Raw genomic sequence first — 18,221 nt, 5'->3', positions numbered from 1 at the left:
GGACATCGGTAACGGCTTCGTGGAACCCCGGAGCCCTGAATACCCTCCAGGCCCGTGAGGGGCGACACCGCCCGCTGCCCGGCGGATCCCTGACGGATCCTTGACGGGTCCCTAGGGAAGCCGCAGCCTGGTGCCGACGATCAGCCGGTGCGGGTTGTCCCCCAGGACCGTCCGGTTGGCCTCGTGGAGCGCCTGCCAGCCGCCCTTCACCCGGTACTTGCGGGCGATCTTGCGGAGCGTCTCCCCGGGACGTACGACATGGGTCCGGCCGCCCTCCTCGATCAGCCCGTAGCGTCTGGCGCACTCGGGCCAGGCACCCCAGCCCTGCGCGGCCTGCACCCTCTTGGCGACCTCGATCTGCTCGTCACGGGTGGCGAGGTCCGCCCGCGGGGCGAACTCCAGGCCCCCGAACTCCTCCCAGGTGGGCTGCCAGAACTGCAGTCCGCCGTAGAAGGTGTTGCCGGTGTTGATGTGCCAGTCACCGCTGCTCTCGCACTCCGCGAGACAGCCCCACGGCCACTGGTCCTCGGCGCAGGCGTACGCGCCCTTGCCGCCGGGGCCGTTGCCGCCCGTGCCGTTGCCGCCCGGCCCGTCGGCGGCGGCGCCACCGGGCAGACACAGGACCAGGGCGGCGGCCGCCGAGGTGAGCAGTCCGACGGATCCCGCGAAGCGCCGTGGCGACGAAGAGTTCTCCGACATAGCCGGTGACGGTAGGCAGCCGTCCGCCGTTGACCAGCGCGGCACGCCCCCACCGGCCCGTTCCCACCCGGACCGGGGTACGGAACACCGCCGACTGCGCCAAGTTCTGCGCAAGAGCTGGCGCTATGTGACCGCTTGCGGGGCGGCTTTCCGTTGATTTCCCCTGTGCGGCGATTGGTTCGATTCCGTTCCCGCCCTCGCGTGACTCCTGCCGCAGGTCACCCGTTGTCCTTGTACGAGCCGGGAGACCACCCGGCAGACGCACAGAGATCGAGGAGCCACCCGTGCCGCGCATGCTCGACGTCAGTGACGACGTTCGCGCCGAGATCGGCGACGAAGAAGCCGACCGCCTGCTGGCCGGTGGCGACGCCCCCGGCAGCTATGACTGCACCTCCTGCCGGACCCCCGGAGACAGCGACCAGGAGCGCACCAGCACCGTCCTGTTCGTGGGCGAGGAGACCGCGGTGCTCGCGTTCGCCCATGCCACGTGCATCCCGTCGCAGGTCGTCCCGGTGTCGGAGGAGCAGCTCCAGGGAGCCGTGCGCTCCATCACCGGAGAGGACGCCGCCGCCCGTACGCCCGGACCGGGGCCCGCCCCGGCCGCCCCGGTCCCCACCACCCCGCGCCAGGCCACCCTCGGGATCACCTGCGGCCTGGTGCTGATCGAGGGCGATCTGCGCCCGGCCCTGGTGGTCGAGCCGGACGGCCCGATCGCCCGTCCCGGCGCGACCGGCCCGGACGACGACTTCCTCCCGCTGCTCCTGGAGCAGGGCTTCCACCCGGTGACGGACGTGAACCAGCTCCCCGGCCCGAACCCGGGCTGGTCCGCGCTGCTGGCCATGGGCAAGCTGCACGCCGTCCTGCAGCCGGGCAGCGCCGGAAACCAGGCCGCCTGGTGGCAGGCCCACCAGCCGCTGGCCGTCTCCGACGGCTGGCGCGCCGCGGCCAACAAGGCACAGTCCGTGGTGATGTACGCCGCGCCGGCCGGCACCATCGGCCACCAGCCGCGCGAGGACCTGATGCGGCAGGCACTGGAGAACGCCGCGGCGAAGGGCGCCCTGGTCGCCGCGGAGATGCCGCTGGCCGGCACCTGACCGTCCTCGGCACCCGATCGCGGGGGCAGGACCGCCATTCCGGACGGTCATGCCCTCGCGATCAGCCATTTCCGTGCGAAAGCCGCATCCCGGGGCCTTCGGGGTCGTTGGCACATACGTGCACGCATACGACCCCTCCCGCGCCCCGTACACCCACCCGATCCCCGGCATGCGCCCGTCGTACGAACACGGGACGACGCACACCGCGGAGCACGGCTCGGCCACCCCGATCTATGACGCGCTGTACGCCGAGTACCGCCGCTCCTTCCGGGCGCTGCCCGGGGACCGTACGGACGAGCCGGAGGTCCCGGAGGTGCTGCGCGGCGCCGGGGACTGGAGCCATACGGCGCCCACGGGCCACTGGGAGGTCGTGAGCCGGCCGCCGTACCACCCGCGGGGCCACGCCCCGGCGCTGCCGCCGGCGCAGCGGGACAACCGGCCGCACGGACGCTGATCGCCCGCGCGGCCCAGCGGGACCGCCGCTACTTCTTCTTGCTGCGCTTCTCGCGGACCCGCACGGAGATGTGGACCGGCGTCCCGTCGAAGCCGAACTCCTCGCGCAGCCGGCGCTCGATGAAGCGGCGGTAGCCGGCCTCCAGGAAGCCGGAGGCGAAGAGGACGAAGCGCGGCGGCTTGGTGCCGGCCTGGGTGCCGAAGAGGATGCGGGGCTGCTTGCCGCCGCGGATCGGGTGCGGGTGCGAGGCGACGATCTCACCGAGGAAGGCGTTCAGCCGCCCGGTGGGGATCCGGGTCTCCCAGCCCGCCAGCGCGGTCTCGATCGCCGGGACCAGCTTCTCCATGTGGCGGCCGGTGCGCGCGGAGACGTTCACCCGCATCGCCCAGGGAATCTGCACGAGGTCCCGCTCGATCTCCCGCTCCAGGTAGAAGCGGCGCTCCTCGTCGAGGGTGTCCCACTTGTTGTAGGCGATGACCAGGGCGCGGCCGGCCTCGACGGCCATCGTGATGATGCGCTGGTCCTGGACGCTGATGGACTCGGACGCGTCGATCAGGACGACGGCGACCTCGGCCTTCTCGACGGCCGCCGCGGTGCGCAGCGAGGCGTAGTAGTCGGCGCCTTCCTGGAGGTGCACCCGGCGGCGGATACCGGCGGTGTCCACGAACTTCCAGGTCTTGCCGCCGAGTTCGATCATCTCGTCGACCGGGTCACGGGTGGTGCCGGCCTGCTCGTTGACGACCACCCGCTCCTCGCCGGCGACCTTGTTCAGCAGCGAGGACTTGCCGACGTTCGGCCGGCCGATCAGCGCGATCCGGCGGGGGCCGCCGAGGGCGGCGCCGAAGGTCTGCGCGGGCGCCTCGGGCAGGGCGTCCAGTGCGGCGTCGAGCATGTCGCCGGTCCCCCGGCCGTGGAGGGCGGAGATCGGGTGCGGCTCGCCGAGGCCGAGCGACCACAGCATGGCGGCGTCGGCCTCGCCTGACGGGCCGTCAACCTTGTTGGCGACCAGGACCACGGGCTTGCCGGCACGGCGCAGCAGCTTGACGACGGCCTCGTCGGTGTCGGTCGCGCCGACCTTGGCGTCGACGACGAAGACCACCGCGTCCGCGGCCTCGATGGCGAACTCGGCCTGCATCGCCACGGAGGCGTCGATGCCGAGGACGTCCTGCTCCCAGCCGCCGGTGTCGACGACCTTGAACCGGCGGCCGTTCCAGTCGGCCTCGTAGGTGACGCGGTCGCGGGTGACGCCCGGCTTGTCCTCGACGACCGCCTCACGGCGGCCGATGATGCGGTTCACCAGCGTCGACTTGCCGACGTTGGGGCGGCCGATGACGGCGAGGACGGGCAGCGGACCGTGGCCGGCCGCGGCGATGTCACCCTCGACCTCCTCCAGGTCGAAGCCCTCCTCCGCGGCGAGCTCCATGAACTCCGCGTACTCGGCGTCGCCAAGCGCACCGTGCTCGTCGCCGGTAGGGATCTGGTCGTTCATGAAGTCCGTTCCTCGTTCATCGTGGTCGGTGGGCCGCTCGTCCGCGGCCCACTACTCAAGTGTGGGTCAGCGCCCGGTCAGGCGCCGGGCCCGGTCCAGGTGGGCGGTCAGCCGCTCCTGGATCCGTACGGTCGCCTCGTCGAGCGCCTTACGGGTGCGCCGGCCGCTCTCGTCGCCCGCCTGGAAGGCGTCGCCGAAGACGACGTCGACGCGGGCGCGCAGCGGCGGGACGGCGGAGGTCAGCCGGCTGTGCCGGTCCGTGCTGCCGAGCACCGCCACCGGCACGACCGGGGCGCCGGAGCGCACCGCGAAGTACGCCAGGCCGGCCCGCAGGGAGGCGAAGTCGCCCTCGCCGCGGGTGCCTTCCGGGAAGATCCCCAGCACCCCGCCGTCCTCCAGCACCCCGAGCGCGTCGGTGATCGCCTTGCGGTCGGCGGTGCTGCGGTCCACCTTCACCTGCCCGATGCCCCGCAGGAACGGGTCCAGCGGGCCGACGAAGGCTTCCTTCTTGATCAGGAAGTGCACCGGCCGCGGCGCGGTGCCCATCAGCATCGGGCCGTCGATGCCGTGCGAGTGGTTGACGGCGAGGATCGCCGGTCCGGTGGACGGCACCCGCCAGGCGCCCAGCACCCGCGGCCGCCACAGCCCGTACATCAGGCCGATGCCGATCCGCCGGCCGACCGCGGCGCCTGCCGCGCTCGGCGCCCTGCCGCTGTCGGTCACCGGGCGACCCGCCCCGCCTTCTCGGCGCCGGCGCCCTCGATGAGGGTGACCACGCACTCGATGACCTGCTCCAGGGTCAGCTCGGTGGTGTCCACCTCGACCGCGTCGTCCGCCTTGGCCAGCGGGGAGGTCTTGCGGCCGGAGTCGGCGGCGTCCCGCTTGATCAGCGCCTCGCGGGTGGCGGCCAGGTCGGTGGCCTGCTGGGGGTCCTTGCCCTTGAGCTCGCCGCTGCGGCGGGCCGCCCGCGCCTCGGGGGAGGCGGTCAGGAAGACCTTGAGGTCGGCGTCGGGCAGGACCGTGATGCCGATGTCCCGGCCCTCGACGACGATGCCGTTCGGCGCCTCGGCGGCGATGGAGCGCTGCAGGTCGGTGATCAGGGCCCGCACCTCGGGGACCGCGCTGACGGCGCTGACCGCGGCGGTGACCTCCTGGGTGCGGATCGGGCCCGCGGCGTCCAGACCGTCGACCGTGATGGTCGGGGCGGCCGGGTCGGTGCCGGAGACGATCACGGGCTTGGCGGCGGCGTCGGCCACCGCGGTCGCGTCATTGACGTCGATGCCGTTGTTCAGCATCCACCAGGTGATCGCGCGGTACTGGGCTCCGGTGTCGAGGTAGCCGAGGCCGAGCTTGGCGGCGACGGCCTTGGACGTGCTGGACTTGCCCGTGCCTGCGGGGCCGTCGATGGCGACAATCACTGCTGCCGGGGCGGTCCGAGCGGCGGTTTCCACGGTGACGAACACCTTTCTTGTACACGGGGCGGGGGTCCAAGGGCCATAAGGGCCTCGCACAAGGTTACTGGCTCACCCGCACCGCCCCGTCCACGGTGTCACTGCCGGATGGACCAGCCCCGCTCCCGCAGCTCCGCGGTCAGCCCCGGCACGGCCTGCGGCTCGACCATGAGCTGGATGAAGCCCGCCTGCTGGCCGGTGGCGTGCTCGATGCGGACGTCCTCGATGTTGACTCCGGCCCGGCCGGCGTCGGCGAAGATCCGGGCCAGCTCACCGGGCTGGTCGCCGATGTAGACGGCGACGATCTCGTAGGTGGCCGGGGCGGCGCCGTGCTTGCCGGGCACCCGGTCCCGGCCGGCGTTGCCACGGCGGAGCACGTCCTCGATGCCGAGGGCGCCGCCGCCGCGCTTCTCCTCGTCGGCGGACTCCAGGGCGCGCAGCGACCGCACGGTCTCGTCGAGGTCGGCGGCGATCTCGGACAGCACGTCGGCGACCGGGCCCGGGTTGGCGGACAGGATGTCGATCCACATCCCCGGGTCGGAGGCCGCGATCCGGGTCACATCCCGGATGCCCTGGCCGCAGAGGCGCACGGCGGTCTCGTCGGCGCTCTTGAGGCGGGCGGCGACGAGGCTGGAGAGCAGCTGCGGGGTGTGCGAGACCAGGGCGACGGCGCGGTCGTGCGCGTCCGCCTCCATCACGACCGGGACGGCCCGGCACAGCGCGACCAGCTCCAGGGCGAGGTTGAGCACCTCGGTGTTGCCGTCGCGGGTCGGGGTGAGCACCCAGGGGCGGCCCTCGAAGAGGTCGGCGGTGGCGGCCAGCGGGCCGGAGCGCTCCTTGCCGGCCATCGGATGGGTGCCGAGGTAGCCGGAGAGATCGCAGCCCATCGCCTCCAGCTCACGGCGCGGGCCGCCCTTGACGCTGGCGACGTCGAGGTACGCGCGGGCCACCCCGCGGCGCATCGCGTCCGCCAGGGCCGTGGCGACATGGGCCGGCGGGACGGCCACGATGGCCAGATCGACCGGCTCCGCGGGCGCCTCGGCGGTGCCGGCGCCGAGTGCGGCGGCGGTGAGGGCCTGGGCCTGGTCGTGGTCCTCCAGGAACACCTGCACGCCCCGTGCGTGCAGCGCGAGCGCGGCCGAGGTGCCGATCAGGCCCGTTCCGATGACGAGTGCGGTCCTCACTGCGCGATGTCCTTCCGCAACGCCCCGGCCGCGCCGAGGTAGACATGGGCGATCCCGGCCTTGGACAGGTCGGTCTCGACATGGGCGAGCACCCGCACCACGCGCTCCATGGCGCCGGCGATGTTCAGCTCCTGGGCGCAGATCAGCGGGACGTCCGTGATGCCCAGGGCGCGGGCGGCGGCGGCCGGGAAGTCGCTGTGCAGATCGGGGGTGGCGGTGAACCACACGCTGATCAGGTCGTCCGCGAGCAGGCCGTTGCGCTCCAGGATGGCGGTGAGCAGCTCGCCGACCTGCTCCTGCATGTGCTCCGCGTCGTCCCGCTCCAGCTGGACGGCCCCGCGGACCGCTCGTACCGCCACGTCACTGCTCCCCTGCGTCCGGCCGCACGCACCTGCGCGCGTCCAGATCAGCGTAACCAGCCGCACCGACATTCCGTGTCCGGCGGCCGGGCAGGGGTACGGGCCGGCCCGCGCCCGTGCAGGCGGCGATCTTCCGCGCACCGACCGTGAGCACGCCGTCCCCCGTTCCCGATCGCCCGGCAAAACGGGTGACATTCGCCCTCCCACCAGCGACAATCTCCGCCATGTCGGAAGCCGCCGCAGGTCACTCGCTGGTCGCCGAGCACACCGTGTACGCATGCGTCATGGGCTCGCGCGCCTTCGGACTGGCCACGGAGACCAGTGACACCGACCGCCGCGGGGTCTATCTCGCCCCCACCCCGCTCTTCTGGGGCTTCGAGAAGCCGCCCACCCATGTGGAGGGGCCGCGCGAGGAGGAGTTCTCCTGGGAGCTGGAACGGTTCTGCCAGCTGGGGCTGCGCGCGAACCCCACCGTCCTGGAGTGTCTGCACTCCCCCTTGGTCGAGCGCATCGACCCCATCGGGCGGGAGCTGCTCACCCTGCGGCAGGCGTTCCTGTCCCGGCAGGCCCACCGCACCTTCGCGGGCTACGCCACCGGCCAGCTCAAGCAGCTGCGGGCCGAGGTCCGACAGTACGGCGCACCCCGCTGGAAGCAGGCCATGCATCTGCTGCGGCTGCTGGCCAGCTCGCGTGATCTGCTCCGTACGGGCGTGCTGACCCTGGATGTCGGCCCGGAACGGGAGGCGCTGCTGGCGGTCCGGCGCGGGGAGGTGGCCTGGGCCACGGTGGAGCGGCGGATGGCGCGGCTGTCCGAGGAGGCCGAGGCGGCGGTGTCCGGGTCGCCGTTGCCGGCGGAGCCGGATGGGGGGCGGGTGGCGGAGTTCTTGTTCCGGGCGCGGCGCGCCTCTGCGCTTGGCTGACTTCCCACGTTTTTGGCTTTCCCGCCGTGGTGGTGTCTCGCCGTTGCGCCTGCGGCGCGCCGTACGTTGTCGGCTTTCCCGCCGTGGGTGTTGGTCGCCGTTGCGCTTTGCGGCGCACCGTACGTTGTCGGCTTTCCCGCCGTGGGGCTCAGTCGCCGTTGCGCCTGCGGCGGGCTGGGTGGATTTCGGGTGCGGTGACGGGCCTCCGGACTTCGTCCTGCGGCCCGTCCCCTCCCGTTGTGGAGTACGTGGCGGTGAGTGGGGGCGGGCCCGTTCGGGGCGTTCCGGGCTCAGTCCAGTCGGGCCCGCACGAGCAGGGTGTGCAGCGGCTCATGGCCGTGGGGAGTGTCCGGGAGGGTCGTTGCGGCCTGGGCCGCGTCCAGTCGGTCGTGCAGTGCCTCGATGGCCAGGTCCATCTCGACCAGCGGATCGTCCTGTTCCGCCACCACGGTGCCCAGGTCGACGGCGGGCAGCCCGGCCGTACGGAGGACGGCGTCCCGTGCGGTGACCACCGGGTTCTCACGCATCCCAGGCCTCCCCCAGGGCCAGCAGTTCCTTGCGGTACTCGATACGGTCGGCCCACTCCTGTGGCCAGGCGCCGGGCCCCAGGCGGGCGCCCGCGAAGGCGCCCGTGAGGCAGGCGATCGAGTCGGAGTCGCCGGAGGTGCAGGCGGCCCGGCGCAGTGCGGTGAGCGGTTCGTCGGGGAAGAGCAGGAAGCACAGCAGGCCGGTGGCCAGCGCTTCTTCCGCGATCCAGCCGGCGCCGGTGGCCAGGCAGGGGTCGGCCTCGCGGTCGGGTGCGCCGAGCGCGGCGTCCAGCCGGTCCAGGGCGCCGAGGCACTCGTCCCAGCCGCGCGCGATGAAGGCCGCCGGGGAGGGGTCATGAGCCCGCTGCCACAGGTCGCCGAGCCAGTCGTCCCGGTAGACGGTGCGCTGGTCGTGGGCGTAGGTGCGCAGCAGGCCGGGCAGTTCGGCGGGCGAGGTGCCGTCGGCGAGGAGCCGCACGGCGCAGGCGGTCAGATCGGCGGCGGCGAGCGCCGTGGGGTGGCCGTGGGTCAGCGCGGACTGCAGCTGTGCGGCGCCGGCGCGCTGCTGCCGGCTCAGCCCCGGCGCGAGGCCGATGGGCGCGACCCGCATATTGGCGCCGCAGCCCTTGGAATCCATCTGGGCGGCCGCGGCCCAGGGCCGGCCGGGGTCGCTGAGCAGCTCGCAGGCCCGCAGGCAGGTGCCGCCCGGCGCCCGGTTGTTGTCGGGCGAGCGCCACCAGTCGACGTACTCGGCGCGCACCGGCCCCACGAGTTCCGCCGGCGTCAGGGGGCCGCGCTCCATGGCCGTACGCAGGCCGCGCCCCAGCGCCAGCGTCATCTGGGTGTCGTCGGTGACGACGGCGGGACGGGGCAGCGCCATCTGCCGCCACGGCCCGCACCTCGCCAGGATCGCCGGCACCTGGTTGAACTCCGTGGGAAAGCCGAGCGCATCGCCGAGCGCCAGGCCGATCAGCGAGCCGGTAGCGGAAGCCCCCGTGGTCAGCATGAAAAGAACCACCCCTTAATGTCATGATGACATTAAGGGGTGGTTGAGCCCTGTCGCAAGGGAGTTGTCGGTGCGCGCGGCTGTCGGCGCGACGCCCCGGGCCAGGTCCTAGAGCTCGACCTCGCGCATCAGCATGCCGACCTCGGTGTTGGTCATCCGGCGCAGCCAGCCCGACTTCTGGTCGCCCAGCGCGATCGGGCCGAAGGCCGTCCGCACCAGCTTGTCGACCGGGAAGCCGGCCTCGGCCAGCATCCGGCGCACGATGTGCTTGCGGCCCTCGTGGAGGCTCACCTCGACGAGGTAGTTCTTGCCGGTGTTCTCCACGACCCGGAAGTGGTCGGCGCGGGCGTAGCCGTCCTCCAGCTGGATGCCGTCCTTGAGCTGCTTGCCCAGGTCGCGCGGGAGCGGGCCCTGGATCGCGGCCAGGTAGGTCTTCTTGACGCCGTAGCGCGGGTGCGTCAGACGGTGGGCCAGCTCGCCGTGGTTGGTGAGCAGGATGATGCCCTCGGTCTCGGTGTCCAGCCGGCCGACGTGGAACAGCCGCGTCTCGCGGTTGGTGACGTAGTCGCCCAGGCACTGGCGGCCGTCCGGGTCCTCCATCGTGGAGACGACACCGGCCGGCTTGTTCAGCGCGAAGAAGAGGTACGACTGGGTGGCGACCGTCAGGCCGTCCACCTTGATCTCGTCCTTCTCCGGGTCGACCCGGACGCCCTGCTCCATGACGATCTGGCCGTTGACCTCGACCCGCGCCTGGTCGATCAGCTCCTCGCACGCCCGGCGCGAGCCCATACCGGCCCTGGCCAGCACCTTCTGCAGGCGCTCGCCCTCCTGGTCACCGAAGGTCTTGGGGGTCTTGACCTGCGGCTTGTTGTGGCGGGCGCGGTTGCGCTCCTCTACCTGGGCGTCGTACTCACGGGGCCGCGCGGGCGCCTGGCCCCGGCCGCGCTGGGGACCACCCTTGGCGCCCGGGCGGGCACCCTTGGACGCAGCTCCGGTACGGGGGCCGCCCTTGGCGCCGCCGCGGGCCGCCGCGCCCCGGCTGCCGCCGCTCTTGGCACCGCCGCTCTTGGCACCGCCGCCCGCGCGCTCGTCCTTGCGGCCCGAGGAGCCGCCGGGACCACCGGATCCGCCCACGTCGTAGCGGCGCTCCTCGGGACGGGGGCGGCCCGCGCGCTGCTGCTTGTCGTCCCTCTTTCCCCCAGCCTTCGGCTGGGAGGTGCCCCCACCCGCGCCGCGGTAGTTGCCGCGCCCGGTGTCCCTGTCGTTCCTGCCGCTGCTTCGCATCAATGATCCGTCTGAGAGTCGCCGCTGTCGTCTACGTCGAACGACGGGATACCTTCCGGGGAGTCGCCCTCGACCGCGTCCGCCTCCGGGAGGAACGGTGCGAGCTCAGGGAGCTCGTCCAGGCCGCGCAGGCCCATCCGCTCCAGAAAGTAATTCGTCGTCCTGTACAGGATCGCACCTGTTTCAGGTTCCGTCCCCGCCTCCTCCACCAGGCCGCGCTGGAGGAGCGTGCGCATCACACCGTCACAGTTCACGCCGCGTACGGCCGAGACACGGGAACGGCTGACCGGCTGACGGTACGCGACCACGGCCAGAGTCTCCAATGCGGCCTGCGTGAGCCGGGCCTGCTGGCCGTCCAGGACGAAGCTCTCCACGGCGTCCGCGTACTCGGCGCGGGAGTAGAACCGCCAGCCCCCGGCCACCAGCCGCAGATCGAATCCGCGGCCCTGGCGGGTGTAGTCGTCGGCCAGCTCGCGCAGCGCCAGCGCGACCGCGCGGCGGGGCCGCTGAAGCACTCTGGCCAGGTGTTCCTCGGTCGCGGGCTCGTCGACGACCATGAGGACGGCCTCCAGCGCGGGCTTCAGCGCCAGCTCGTCGACGCCCAGCGCACCGGCCGGCGTCCCGGTCCGCTCCTCAGGGCCACCGCCGGCCCCGGGCCGCGTGCCCGCCCCGGGCTGCGTGGCTCCGGCCTCCGTGACGTCGTACGCCTCACCACCGGCCACACCGCTCATGCCTGCTCCTCCTCCTCCGCCTGCTCCGCGGGCTCCTCCCCGGCGGCGGGCTGCCCCGGCTCCCGGTCGAACTCGTCCGTAACCTGGGGTGCGGCCCCCTCGGCGCCCGTCCAGCGGACCATCAGCTCGCCCAGGGCCTCCTCCTGCTCCAGGGCCACCACCCGCTCCCGGTAGAGCTCCAGGAGGGCCAGGAAGCGCGCCACGACGGTGAGGGTGTCCGGGGCGTCGGCGACCAGCTTCGCGAAGCTGGCCTCACCCGCCTCGCGCAGCCGCACCATCACCACCTCGGCCTGCTCGCGCACGCTCGCCAGCGGCGCGTGGATGTGGTCGACGTAGACCTGCGGCTTGGCCTTGGGCTGCATCGCCTTCACCGCGAGCCTGGCGAAGCCCTCTGCGCCGATGCTGATGACGACCTCGGGCAGCAGCTCGGCGAGGTGCGGCTCCAGCCCGACCGTACGGGGATACCGCCGGCTCTCGTCCGCCAGCCGGCCACTGAAGATGTCCGCGATCCGCTTGTAGGCGCGGTACTGCAGAAGCCGGGCGAAGAGCAGGTCGCGGGCCTCCAGGAGGGCGAGGTCCGCCTCGTCCTCCACTTCGGCCGCGGGCAGCAGCCGGGCCGCCTTCAGGTCCAGCAGGGTCGCCGCGACGACCAGGAACTCGGTGGTCTGGTCCAGGTCCCAGTCCGGTCCCATGGCGCGGATGTGCGCCATGAAGTCGTCGGTGACCTTCGACAGGGCGACCTCGGTGACGTCCAGTTTGTGCTTGGAGATCAGCTGGAGGAGGAGGTCGAAGGGGCCCTCGAAGTTGTCCAGGCGGAGGGTGAAGGTGCCCTCGCCGCCGCTGTCGACGTCGCCCGCCGCGGGCGCGGCTGCGGTGGCATCGGTCTCCGGGGACTCCTCGCCCGCAACGGCCGCCGGCTGCGGTACGTCAACGGCCTCGGGGCCGTTCGCCGCGTCGAGTGCCTGAGGCTCGCTCGCCGCGTCGTGTGGCTCGGGCCCGTCCGCCGCGTCAGCGGCCTCGGGCTGTTCCGGTACGACCGCGGCCCCGGTCCCGGGCCCTGCCGCCAAGCCCACTGCCGGGGGCTGCACCGGCACCTCGACGGCCCCGGACTCCTCAGGCGCCTCGGGCATCTCAGGTGTCTCAGACGCCACCGACGCCGTAGCTGCCTCGCCCGCCCCGCGCCCGAGTGGTCTGCGGGCGCGGGGCCGGGGGGCATCGTCGTGGGTCGTCGGCATCGCGGTCCATGCTGCTGTGGTCCCGTGCCGGGGGCGACGGGCTGGTCAGGGGCGGGACACCCCGCCGAGGAGGCAGGCTATCCCGTCTCCGCCCTAACGCCCGCGCAGCCGCCGCACCAGGATGCTGGCGTCGCCGCGCGACTCCAGGTCGGCGAGGACGACGGCGACCGCCTCGCGGACGATCCGGCCGCGGTCGACGGCGAGGCCGTGCTCACCGCGCAGCACCAGCCGGGCATGTTCGAGGTCCATGAGCTCCTCGGCGGAGACATAGACGGTGATCTTCTCGTCGTGCCGTTCCCGGCCGCTGGGGCGCCGGTTGGCACCGCGGCCGCCGCGCCGCCGGCCCTGGCCGCCGGCCTGCTGCGCGGCCGCGGCCGCCGCGTCGGAACCGGCCTGGCCCGCCTGGCTCCGGTGGGACTTGGCCGCCTCGCCGTCCGTCTCACGGCCGCTGTGCTCGGCCGGGGAGCCGACGGCGGGCACCCGCGGCGGGGTGGCCGGTCCGCCGTCACCGGCCGTGGCTGCCGGGGTGTCCGCCCCGGTCCCCGGCCGGCGGGTGCGGACCGCGGTGGCCGCCTCCGGCCCGTCCGCCGCCGGATCGGGTTCGCCGGCCGGTGCGGGCACCCGGGGCGCCTCGCCGGGCGCCGCCGAGCCGTTCGCCTGCCGACGGGGGCTGGAAGGCTGCAGCCCCCCTCCCCCGGTGGTACGGAACAGTTCGTCGGCTCCCGGCAGACTCACTCGGCGTGACACCGGGCGAGCACCTCCCTGGCGAGCTGGCGATAGGCGGCGGCGCCGACGGAGTTGGAGGCGTAGGTAGTGATCGGCTCGCCCGCGACGGTGGTCTCGGGGAAGCGGACCGTACGGCCGATGACGGTGTGGTAGACGTGATCGTCGAAGGCCTCGACGACGCGGGCCAGGACCTCACGGCTGTGCACGGTGCGCGAGTCGTACATCGTCGCCAGGATGCCGTCCAGCTCCAGCTCGGGGTTGAGCCGCTCCTGGACCTTCTCGATCGTCTCGGTCAGCAGCGCGACACCACGCAGCGCGAAGAACTCGCACTCCAGCGGCACGATGACCTTGTGAGCCGCCGTCAGCGCGTTGACGGTGAGCAGGCCGAGGGAGGGCTGGCAGTCGATGACGATGTAGTCGTAGTCGGCCAGCAGCGGCTTCAGCGCACGCTGCAGGGTCGACTCACGCGCGACCTCGCTGACCAACTGCACCTCTGCCGCTGACAAATCGATATTGCTGGGCAGCAGGTCCATGTTGGGGACCGCGGTCTTCAGGAGCACCTCGTCTGCCGACATCCCCCGCTCCATGAGCAGGTTGTAGACCGTCAGGTCGAGCTCCATCGGGTTGACGCCGAGTCCGACCGACAGGGCACCCTGCGGGTCGAAGTCGACGAGCAGCACCCGTCGTCCGTATTCGGCGAGTGCGGCACCCAGGTTGATGGTCGAGGTCGTCTTGCCGACCCCGCCCTTCTGGTTGCACATCGCGATGATTTTGGCCGGGCCGTGGTCCGACAGCGGTCCGGGGATGGGGAAATAAGGGAGCGGGCGTCCGGTCGGGCCGACGCGTTCGCGGCGCTGTCGCGCGGCGTCCGGCGCGAGCGTCGCGGCGTATTCGGGGTCCGGCTCGTACTCCGCGTCCGGATCGTAGAAGTGCCCCTGGGGCAGGTCGTCGTAGTCGGCGAGACGGGCGGGTTCTCCACTGCCCCGGTCGCCGGCCATGGCGTTCACGTGATGGCCGTCCATGCTCTGGTGGGCTGTCGTGGAAATGCTCTGGTGGGCTGCGTAGGTGTGGCCCGCAACGGAGCCGACAGCCTCGCGCCCCGAGGGACCCTGGGCCCGTGCAACCACTCCTGGTTGACCACCTCCGGGAGAAAATGTCGACTCATTCACAAGTCGTCTTACCTCCTTGGATGTGACCAGGAAACTTTATCGATAGGTCAGCGTGGCACCATGCCGACGGTTGGCGACTCTATGGCGTGTCGGGCGTCCGCAGCAACACAATCCACCGGACCCGGCACGATGTGTCGGTAACCGGACCCCCCGATGTCAAGGGCGCAGGCGGTATCGCACCGATGTTTTGGGGGTGCGCGAATCGGTTAAAGGGTTACGTTCGCGGCGAGTTGAGAGCGGGCGTTCCGGAACACATGATTCCGCTGGTCGGACATGCGACCGGCCGGGCCCTGTGGACAGGACCCGGCCGGATGTGCCGCGTTGACGCGTGTCGTTGACGCTCTTAGCCGAGGAGCGTGCGCAGCTCGATGTGCTCCAGGCCGTGGGCCTCGGCGACGGGCTGGTAAACCACCTTGCCGTCGTGCGCGTTCAGGCCCTTGGCCAGCGCCGGGTCACGGCGCAGCGCCTCGACCCAGCCGCGGTTCGCCAGCTCCACGATGTAGGGCAGCGTGGCGTTGGTGAGCGCGTGGGTGGAGGTGTTCGGCACCGCGCCAGGCATGTTGGCGACGCAGTAGAAGACCGAGTTGTGGACCGGGAAGGTCGGCTCGGCGTGCGTGGTGGGACGGGAGTCCTCGAAGCAGCCGCCCTGGTCGATCGCGATGTCGACAAGAACACTTCCGGGCTTCATCTTCGCGACGAGCTCGTTGGTGACCAGCTTGGGGGCCTTGGCGCCGGGGATCAGGACGGCACCGACGACGAGGTCGGCGTCGACGACGGCCTTCTCCAGCTCGTAGGCGTTGGAGACGATCGTCTGCACCTTGGTGCCGAAGATCTTGTCGGCCTCGCGGAGCTTGTTGATGTCCTTGTCGAGCAGGGTGACGTGGAAGCCGAGGCCCACGGCGATCTGCAGCGCGTTCCAGCCGGAGACGCCACCGCCGATGATGACGGCCTTGCCCGCGTGGACGCCGGGGACGCCACCGGGCAGCACACCGCGGCCGCCGGCCTGGCGCATCAGGTGGTAGGCGCCGACCTGCGGGGCGATACGGCCCGCGACCTCGGACATCGGGGCCAGCAGCGGCAGCTGGCGGCCGGCCGTCTCGACGGTCTCGTAGGCGATGGCGGTGGTGCCGGACTCCAGCAGCGCGTCCGTGCACTCCTTGGACGCGGCCAGGTGCAGGTAGGTGAAGAGCGTCTGGTCCTTACGGAGCCGGTGGTACTCCTCCGCAATCGGCTCCTTGACCTTCAGCAGCAGGTCAGCGGCGCCCCAGACCTCATCGGCGGTGTCGAGGATGCTGGCGCCGGCGGCGACGTACTCCTCGTTCGTGATGGACGAACCGAGACCGGCGTCCTTCTCGATGACGACCTGGTGGCCGTGGCGGACGAGTTCGTTGACTCCGGCGGGCGTGATGGCCACGCGGAACTCGTTGTTCTTGACCTCGCGGGGGATGCCGACCTTCACGTCGATCACGGTCCTTGAAAGAGAGGGTGCAGGAGGAATTATCCCCTCATGCGCTGCATGACGGAACTGACCGCGCCGAACGCGGCCCCGCCAGTCTATTGAAGGAGCTCTTCTTGTCTAGCCTTGCAAAGCAATAATCTTTCGGAGTAGCACTACCGATTTCGTAGGTCACTCGGGGTAATCGTCGAGGAGTCGCTCTCCCACGGAGCGATGGAGCCGTGCCGCCGCGGGATCGCCGAGCCGATCGAGGGTGTCCGCAATCCGTAGTTGCAGGGCCGCCTCCAGCCGTCCGTCGCCCGCCTTCCGGGCGATGTCGAGGGCTTCGAGGCAGGTCCGCAGCGCCTCCTCGGGCCGTCCCGCGTACTCCTGCACCCGGGCCATCTCACCCGTCGCCCGCGCCTGCCCGGACACCTCACCGAGCCGGCGGTACGTCCTGGCGGCCGCCCGCCACGAGGTGAGCGCCTCGCCCCACCGGCCCGCGCAGGTGTGTGCGCTGCCGATCCGGCCGTACAGCCGCGCCGCGTCGGCGCCCTCGCCGCGGGTCAGCCGCAGCTCCAGCGCCCGCCCGTACCAGTCGGCGGCCCGCTGCCAGTCGCCCAGCTCGGTGTACGTACCGCCCAGGGACTCCAGCGCCCGGCCGGTGGCCACCGGGTCCGGCACCGAGCGGGCCGCCTCCAGCGCGCTCCGGTAACGGGTGAGCGCCTGTGCGGTACGTCCGGCCCGGCCGTCCAGGTCGGCGAGGTTGAGCAGCGCGGCGGCGCGCTCGCGGGCCAGCCCGCGCCGTTCGGCGACCTGGAGGACGAGCCCGTGCAGCGCATAGAGGTCCGGCGCGGCGGCCTCGGGGCCCTGGTGCACGAGCAGCGTGCGGGTCAGCGCGGCCATCAACCGCCGGTCCAGGGTGTCGAGTTCGCCGTCCGCGACCGCGATCGCGGCGGCGTCGAGCAGCGCCACCCGACGGCTGCGCAGCCAGTGCGCGGCCGTGCTCTTCGAGGCGAAACGCAGGGAGCGTGGCAGCCCGGCGACCTTGTGCCGGGCGGGCGAGTCGGCCGGCTCGCCCATCGCACGGCAGGACTGCAGCAGCCGTACGGTCCGCTCCAGCATCCGGGCGCGGGCCAGTTCGAGCTCCGCCGGGCGCTCGTGTTCCCGGAGCAGTGCGCGCACCAGCGGAGCGAGGCAGCCGGGCAGGCGGTACCGGGCGTGCATGGCGGCATCGGGCGTACCGGCGCCCGCCACCCCGTCCTCCGGTGCGGCGAGCGGCCGCAGCAGGCCGAGCGCGGCGAAGTCGTCCAGTGTCGTGGCGGCCGCGGCCACCGAGCAGCCGGCCAGCGCGGAGGCGAGGTGGGCGTCCACGAGGCCGGCCGGCGCCAGCGTGAGCAGCCGCAGTATCCGGGCGGCGGGCGCCGGCAGCGCGTCATGGGCGAGCCGGAAGGCGCGGAACAGCGGGCGGGCGCCGGTGGGCAGGTCCTCGGGCAGCGGGACGGCGTGCAGCGCCTGGCGCAGATCGGCGACCGATGACATCGGGCGGGCGGCGAGCCAGGCACCGGCCAGCACCAGCGCGGCGGGCTGGCCGCCGCAGTCCTCCGCGACGCTGTCGGCGGTCCGGGGGTCGACGGTGATCCGGGTCGGTCCGGCGTAGCGGGTGAGGATCTCGACGCCTGCCGCGCTGTCCAGCCCGCCCAGGGTGCACGGCCGGACGTCCGGGATGCCGGTCAGCGGCCCCTGGGAGACCACCACGACCAGGCAGTCCGGGGCGTCCGGGAGCAGCGGTTCGACCTGTTCCGCGCCGGGGGCGTCGTCCAGGAAGAGCAGGGCCCGGCGCCCGGCGAGCGCCCCGCGCAGCTGCTCGGTCAGCTCGTCCTCGGCGGCGCCCGGCGGGGCACCGGCACCCAGGGCGGCCAGCAGCTCACGGGCGGTACGGCCGGTGTCGGCAGGCTCGCCGTCCGGTCCGGTCAGGGTGGCCCGCAGCACCCCGTCGGGGTGGTCGTCGGCCAGCTCGCGCAGCAGCTCCTCGGCCAGGGCCGTACGGCCGGAGCCGGGGCGGCCGGCGATCAGCAGCACCCGGCTGCGGGCGCCCTTGCGGCCGGAGAGGGTGTCCAGGCCGGCGCGGGCGATATCGGCGTGCAGCTCCTTGAGCTCACGGCGGCGCCCGGCGAAGTGCGCAGGGGTGGGCGCGGGGACGGCCGGGCGGTGGGCGGCACCGTCCGGGCGGGACCGCGGGGCCCGCGTGCCGGATGCCGTCGCGGCGGGCGCCTCCCCCGTCTCCGGCAGGAGGGGTCCCCCGCCCACCGCCTGGTCCGTCACCGGTCACGCTCCCGTCCACCTGCGCGTACGAGTCCGCCGCTGGGGCGCGGACGGCACGCCGTCGAGCGTAGTTCACAGCCCGTCACGTCCGGTGCGGAGCAGGGCGGTTGAGTCACCCGATCGGATCGGCGGA

Annotated in this window: 18 protein-coding genes; 3 read left to right on the top strand and 15 right to left on the bottom strand. The window is 72.8% G+C overall.

Going from position 1 to position 18,221, the window contains the following annotated elements; genetic code table 11:
• Positions 1-111: 111 nt before the first annotated feature.
• Positions 112-699, bottom strand: a complete 588-nt coding sequence (locus tag CPH93_RS27480; RefSeq protein ID WP_093648847.1) for a LysM peptidoglycan-binding domain-containing protein — start codon at positions 697-699, stop codon at positions 112-114.
• A gap of 284 nt (positions 700-983) precedes the next feature.
• Here CPH93_RS27480 and CPH93_RS27475 point away from each other — a divergent pair, with 284 nt between their 5' ends.
• On the top strand, positions 984-1,793 hold the full coding sequence (locus CPH93_RS27475) for a hypothetical protein (protein ID WP_093482463.1): 810 nt from the start codon (positions 984-986) through the stop codon (positions 1,791-1,793).
• Positions 1,794-1,911: 118 nt separating this feature from the next.
• Positions 1,912-2,247 carry a hypothetical protein gene (locus tag CPH93_RS27470; protein WP_006607759.1) on the top strand — a complete coding sequence of 112 codons (336 nt, stop codon included), beginning with the start codon at positions 1,912-1,914 and terminating at the stop codon, positions 2,245-2,247.
• Between the two features lie 28 nt (positions 2,248-2,275).
• Here CPH93_RS27470 and der read toward each other — a convergent pair whose 3' ends face one another.
• The 5 genes from der to aroH form a co-directional block, all read right to left on the bottom strand.
• Positions 2,276-3,736 (bottom strand): ribosome biogenesis GTPase Der, encoded by a 1,461-nt coding sequence (gene der, locus CPH93_RS27465; RefSeq protein ID WP_093482464.1) that lies wholly within the window; start codon positions 3,734-3,736, stop codon positions 2,276-2,278.
• Between the two features lie 66 nt (positions 3,737-3,802).
• The gene (locus CPH93_RS27460) at positions 3,803-4,459 is read right to left on the bottom strand and encodes a lysophospholipid acyltransferase family protein (protein WP_093482465.1); all 657 of its coding nucleotides are present in this window, start codon (positions 4,457-4,459) and stop codon (positions 3,803-3,805) included.
• A complete protein-coding gene (gene cmk, locus CPH93_RS27455) occupies positions 4,456-5,199 on the bottom strand; it encodes a (d)CMP kinase (RefSeq protein WP_093482466.1) in 744 nt (247 codons plus the stop codon). The genes CPH93_RS27460 and cmk overlap by 4 nt, the downstream gene beginning before the upstream one ends.
• An 86-nt stretch (positions 5,200-5,285) precedes the next feature.
• On the bottom strand, positions 5,286-6,371 hold the full coding sequence (locus CPH93_RS27450) for a prephenate dehydrogenase (protein ID WP_006607763.1): 1,086 nt from the start codon (positions 6,369-6,371) through the stop codon (positions 5,286-5,288).
• Positions 6,368-6,730 carry a chorismate mutase gene (gene aroH / locus CPH93_RS27445; RefSeq protein ID WP_093482467.1) on the bottom strand — a complete coding sequence of 121 codons (363 nt, stop codon included), beginning with the start codon at positions 6,728-6,730 and terminating at the stop codon, positions 6,368-6,370. The genes CPH93_RS27450 and aroH overlap by 4 nt, the downstream gene beginning before the upstream one ends.
• A gap of 224 nt (positions 6,731-6,954) precedes the next feature.
• On the opposite strand from aroH, the gene CPH93_RS27440 reads away from it, so the two are divergent.
• Positions 6,955-7,650, top strand: coding sequence for a nucleotidyltransferase domain-containing protein (locus CPH93_RS27440; protein WP_096214358.1), 696 nt, complete (start codon positions 6,955-6,957; stop codon positions 7,648-7,650).
• 290 nt (positions 7,651-7,940) lie between these two features.
• On the opposite strand, the gene CPH93_RS36990 is transcribed toward CPH93_RS27440, so the two are convergent.
• The 9 genes from CPH93_RS36990 to CPH93_RS27395 all read right to left on the bottom strand — a co-directional run bounded on the left by CPH93_RS36990 (position 7,941) and on the right by CPH93_RS27395 (position 18,088).
• Positions 7,941-8,177, bottom strand: coding sequence for a hypothetical protein (locus CPH93_RS36990; protein ID WP_093482469.1), 237 nt, complete (start codon positions 8,175-8,177; stop codon positions 7,941-7,943).
• Positions 8,170-9,183 (bottom strand): ADP-ribosylglycohydrolase family protein, encoded by a 1,014-nt coding sequence (locus CPH93_RS27430; protein ID WP_093482470.1) that lies wholly within the window; start codon positions 9,181-9,183, stop codon positions 8,170-8,172. The genes CPH93_RS36990 and CPH93_RS27430 overlap by 8 nt, the downstream gene beginning before the upstream one ends.
• A gap of 108 nt (positions 9,184-9,291) precedes the next feature.
• The gene (locus CPH93_RS27425) at positions 9,292-10,467 is read right to left on the bottom strand and encodes a pseudouridine synthase (RefSeq protein ID WP_096214357.1); all 1,176 of its coding nucleotides are present in this window, start codon (positions 10,465-10,467) and stop codon (positions 9,292-9,294) included.
• Positions 10,467-11,198 carry an SMC-Scp complex subunit ScpB gene (gene scpB / locus CPH93_RS27420; RefSeq protein WP_093482472.1) on the bottom strand — a complete coding sequence of 244 codons (732 nt, stop codon included), beginning with the start codon at positions 11,196-11,198 and terminating at the stop codon, positions 10,467-10,469. Before scpB ends, CPH93_RS27425 begins: the two co-directional genes overlap by 1 nt.
• Complete coding sequence (locus tag CPH93_RS27415; RefSeq protein ID WP_096214356.1) at positions 11,195-12,433, bottom strand: segregation/condensation protein A; 1,239 nt, start codon at positions 12,431-12,433, stop codon at positions 11,195-11,197. The genes scpB and CPH93_RS27415 overlap by 4 nt, the downstream gene beginning before the upstream one ends.
• 93 nt (positions 12,434-12,526) lie before the next feature.
• Entirely contained in the window at positions 12,527-13,180 is a 654-nt protein-coding gene (locus tag CPH93_RS27410; protein ID WP_093482474.1) for a hypothetical protein, read from the bottom strand.
• Complete coding sequence (locus CPH93_RS27405; RefSeq protein ID WP_030078562.1) at positions 13,165-14,181, bottom strand: ParA family protein; 1,017 nt, start codon at positions 14,179-14,181, stop codon at positions 13,165-13,167. Before CPH93_RS27405 ends, CPH93_RS27410 begins: the two co-directional genes overlap by 16 nt.
• Positions 14,182-14,671: 490 nt before the next feature.
• Positions 14,672-15,787: an alanine dehydrogenase gene (gene ald / locus CPH93_RS27400; RefSeq protein WP_093488518.1), complete on the bottom strand. Its 1,116-nt coding sequence runs from the start codon at positions 15,785-15,787 to the stop codon at positions 14,672-14,674.
• Between the two features lie 168 nt (positions 15,788-15,955).
• Positions 15,956-18,088, bottom strand: a complete 2,133-nt coding sequence (locus tag CPH93_RS27395) for a tetratricopeptide repeat protein (RefSeq protein WP_107470896.1) — start codon at positions 18,086-18,088, stop codon at positions 15,956-15,958.
• Between the last annotated feature and the right edge of the window lie 133 nt (positions 18,089-18,221).

The sequence above is a fragment of the Streptomyces sp. 2323.1 genome (genome assembly GCF_900221035.1).
Classification (GTDB): Bacteria; Actinomycetota; Actinomycetes; order Streptomycetales; family Streptomycetaceae; genus Streptomyces; species Streptomyces sioyaensis.
Note: the sequence above shows the minus strand (reverse complement) of the source record. Positions and strands in the feature narration are given on the sequence as shown.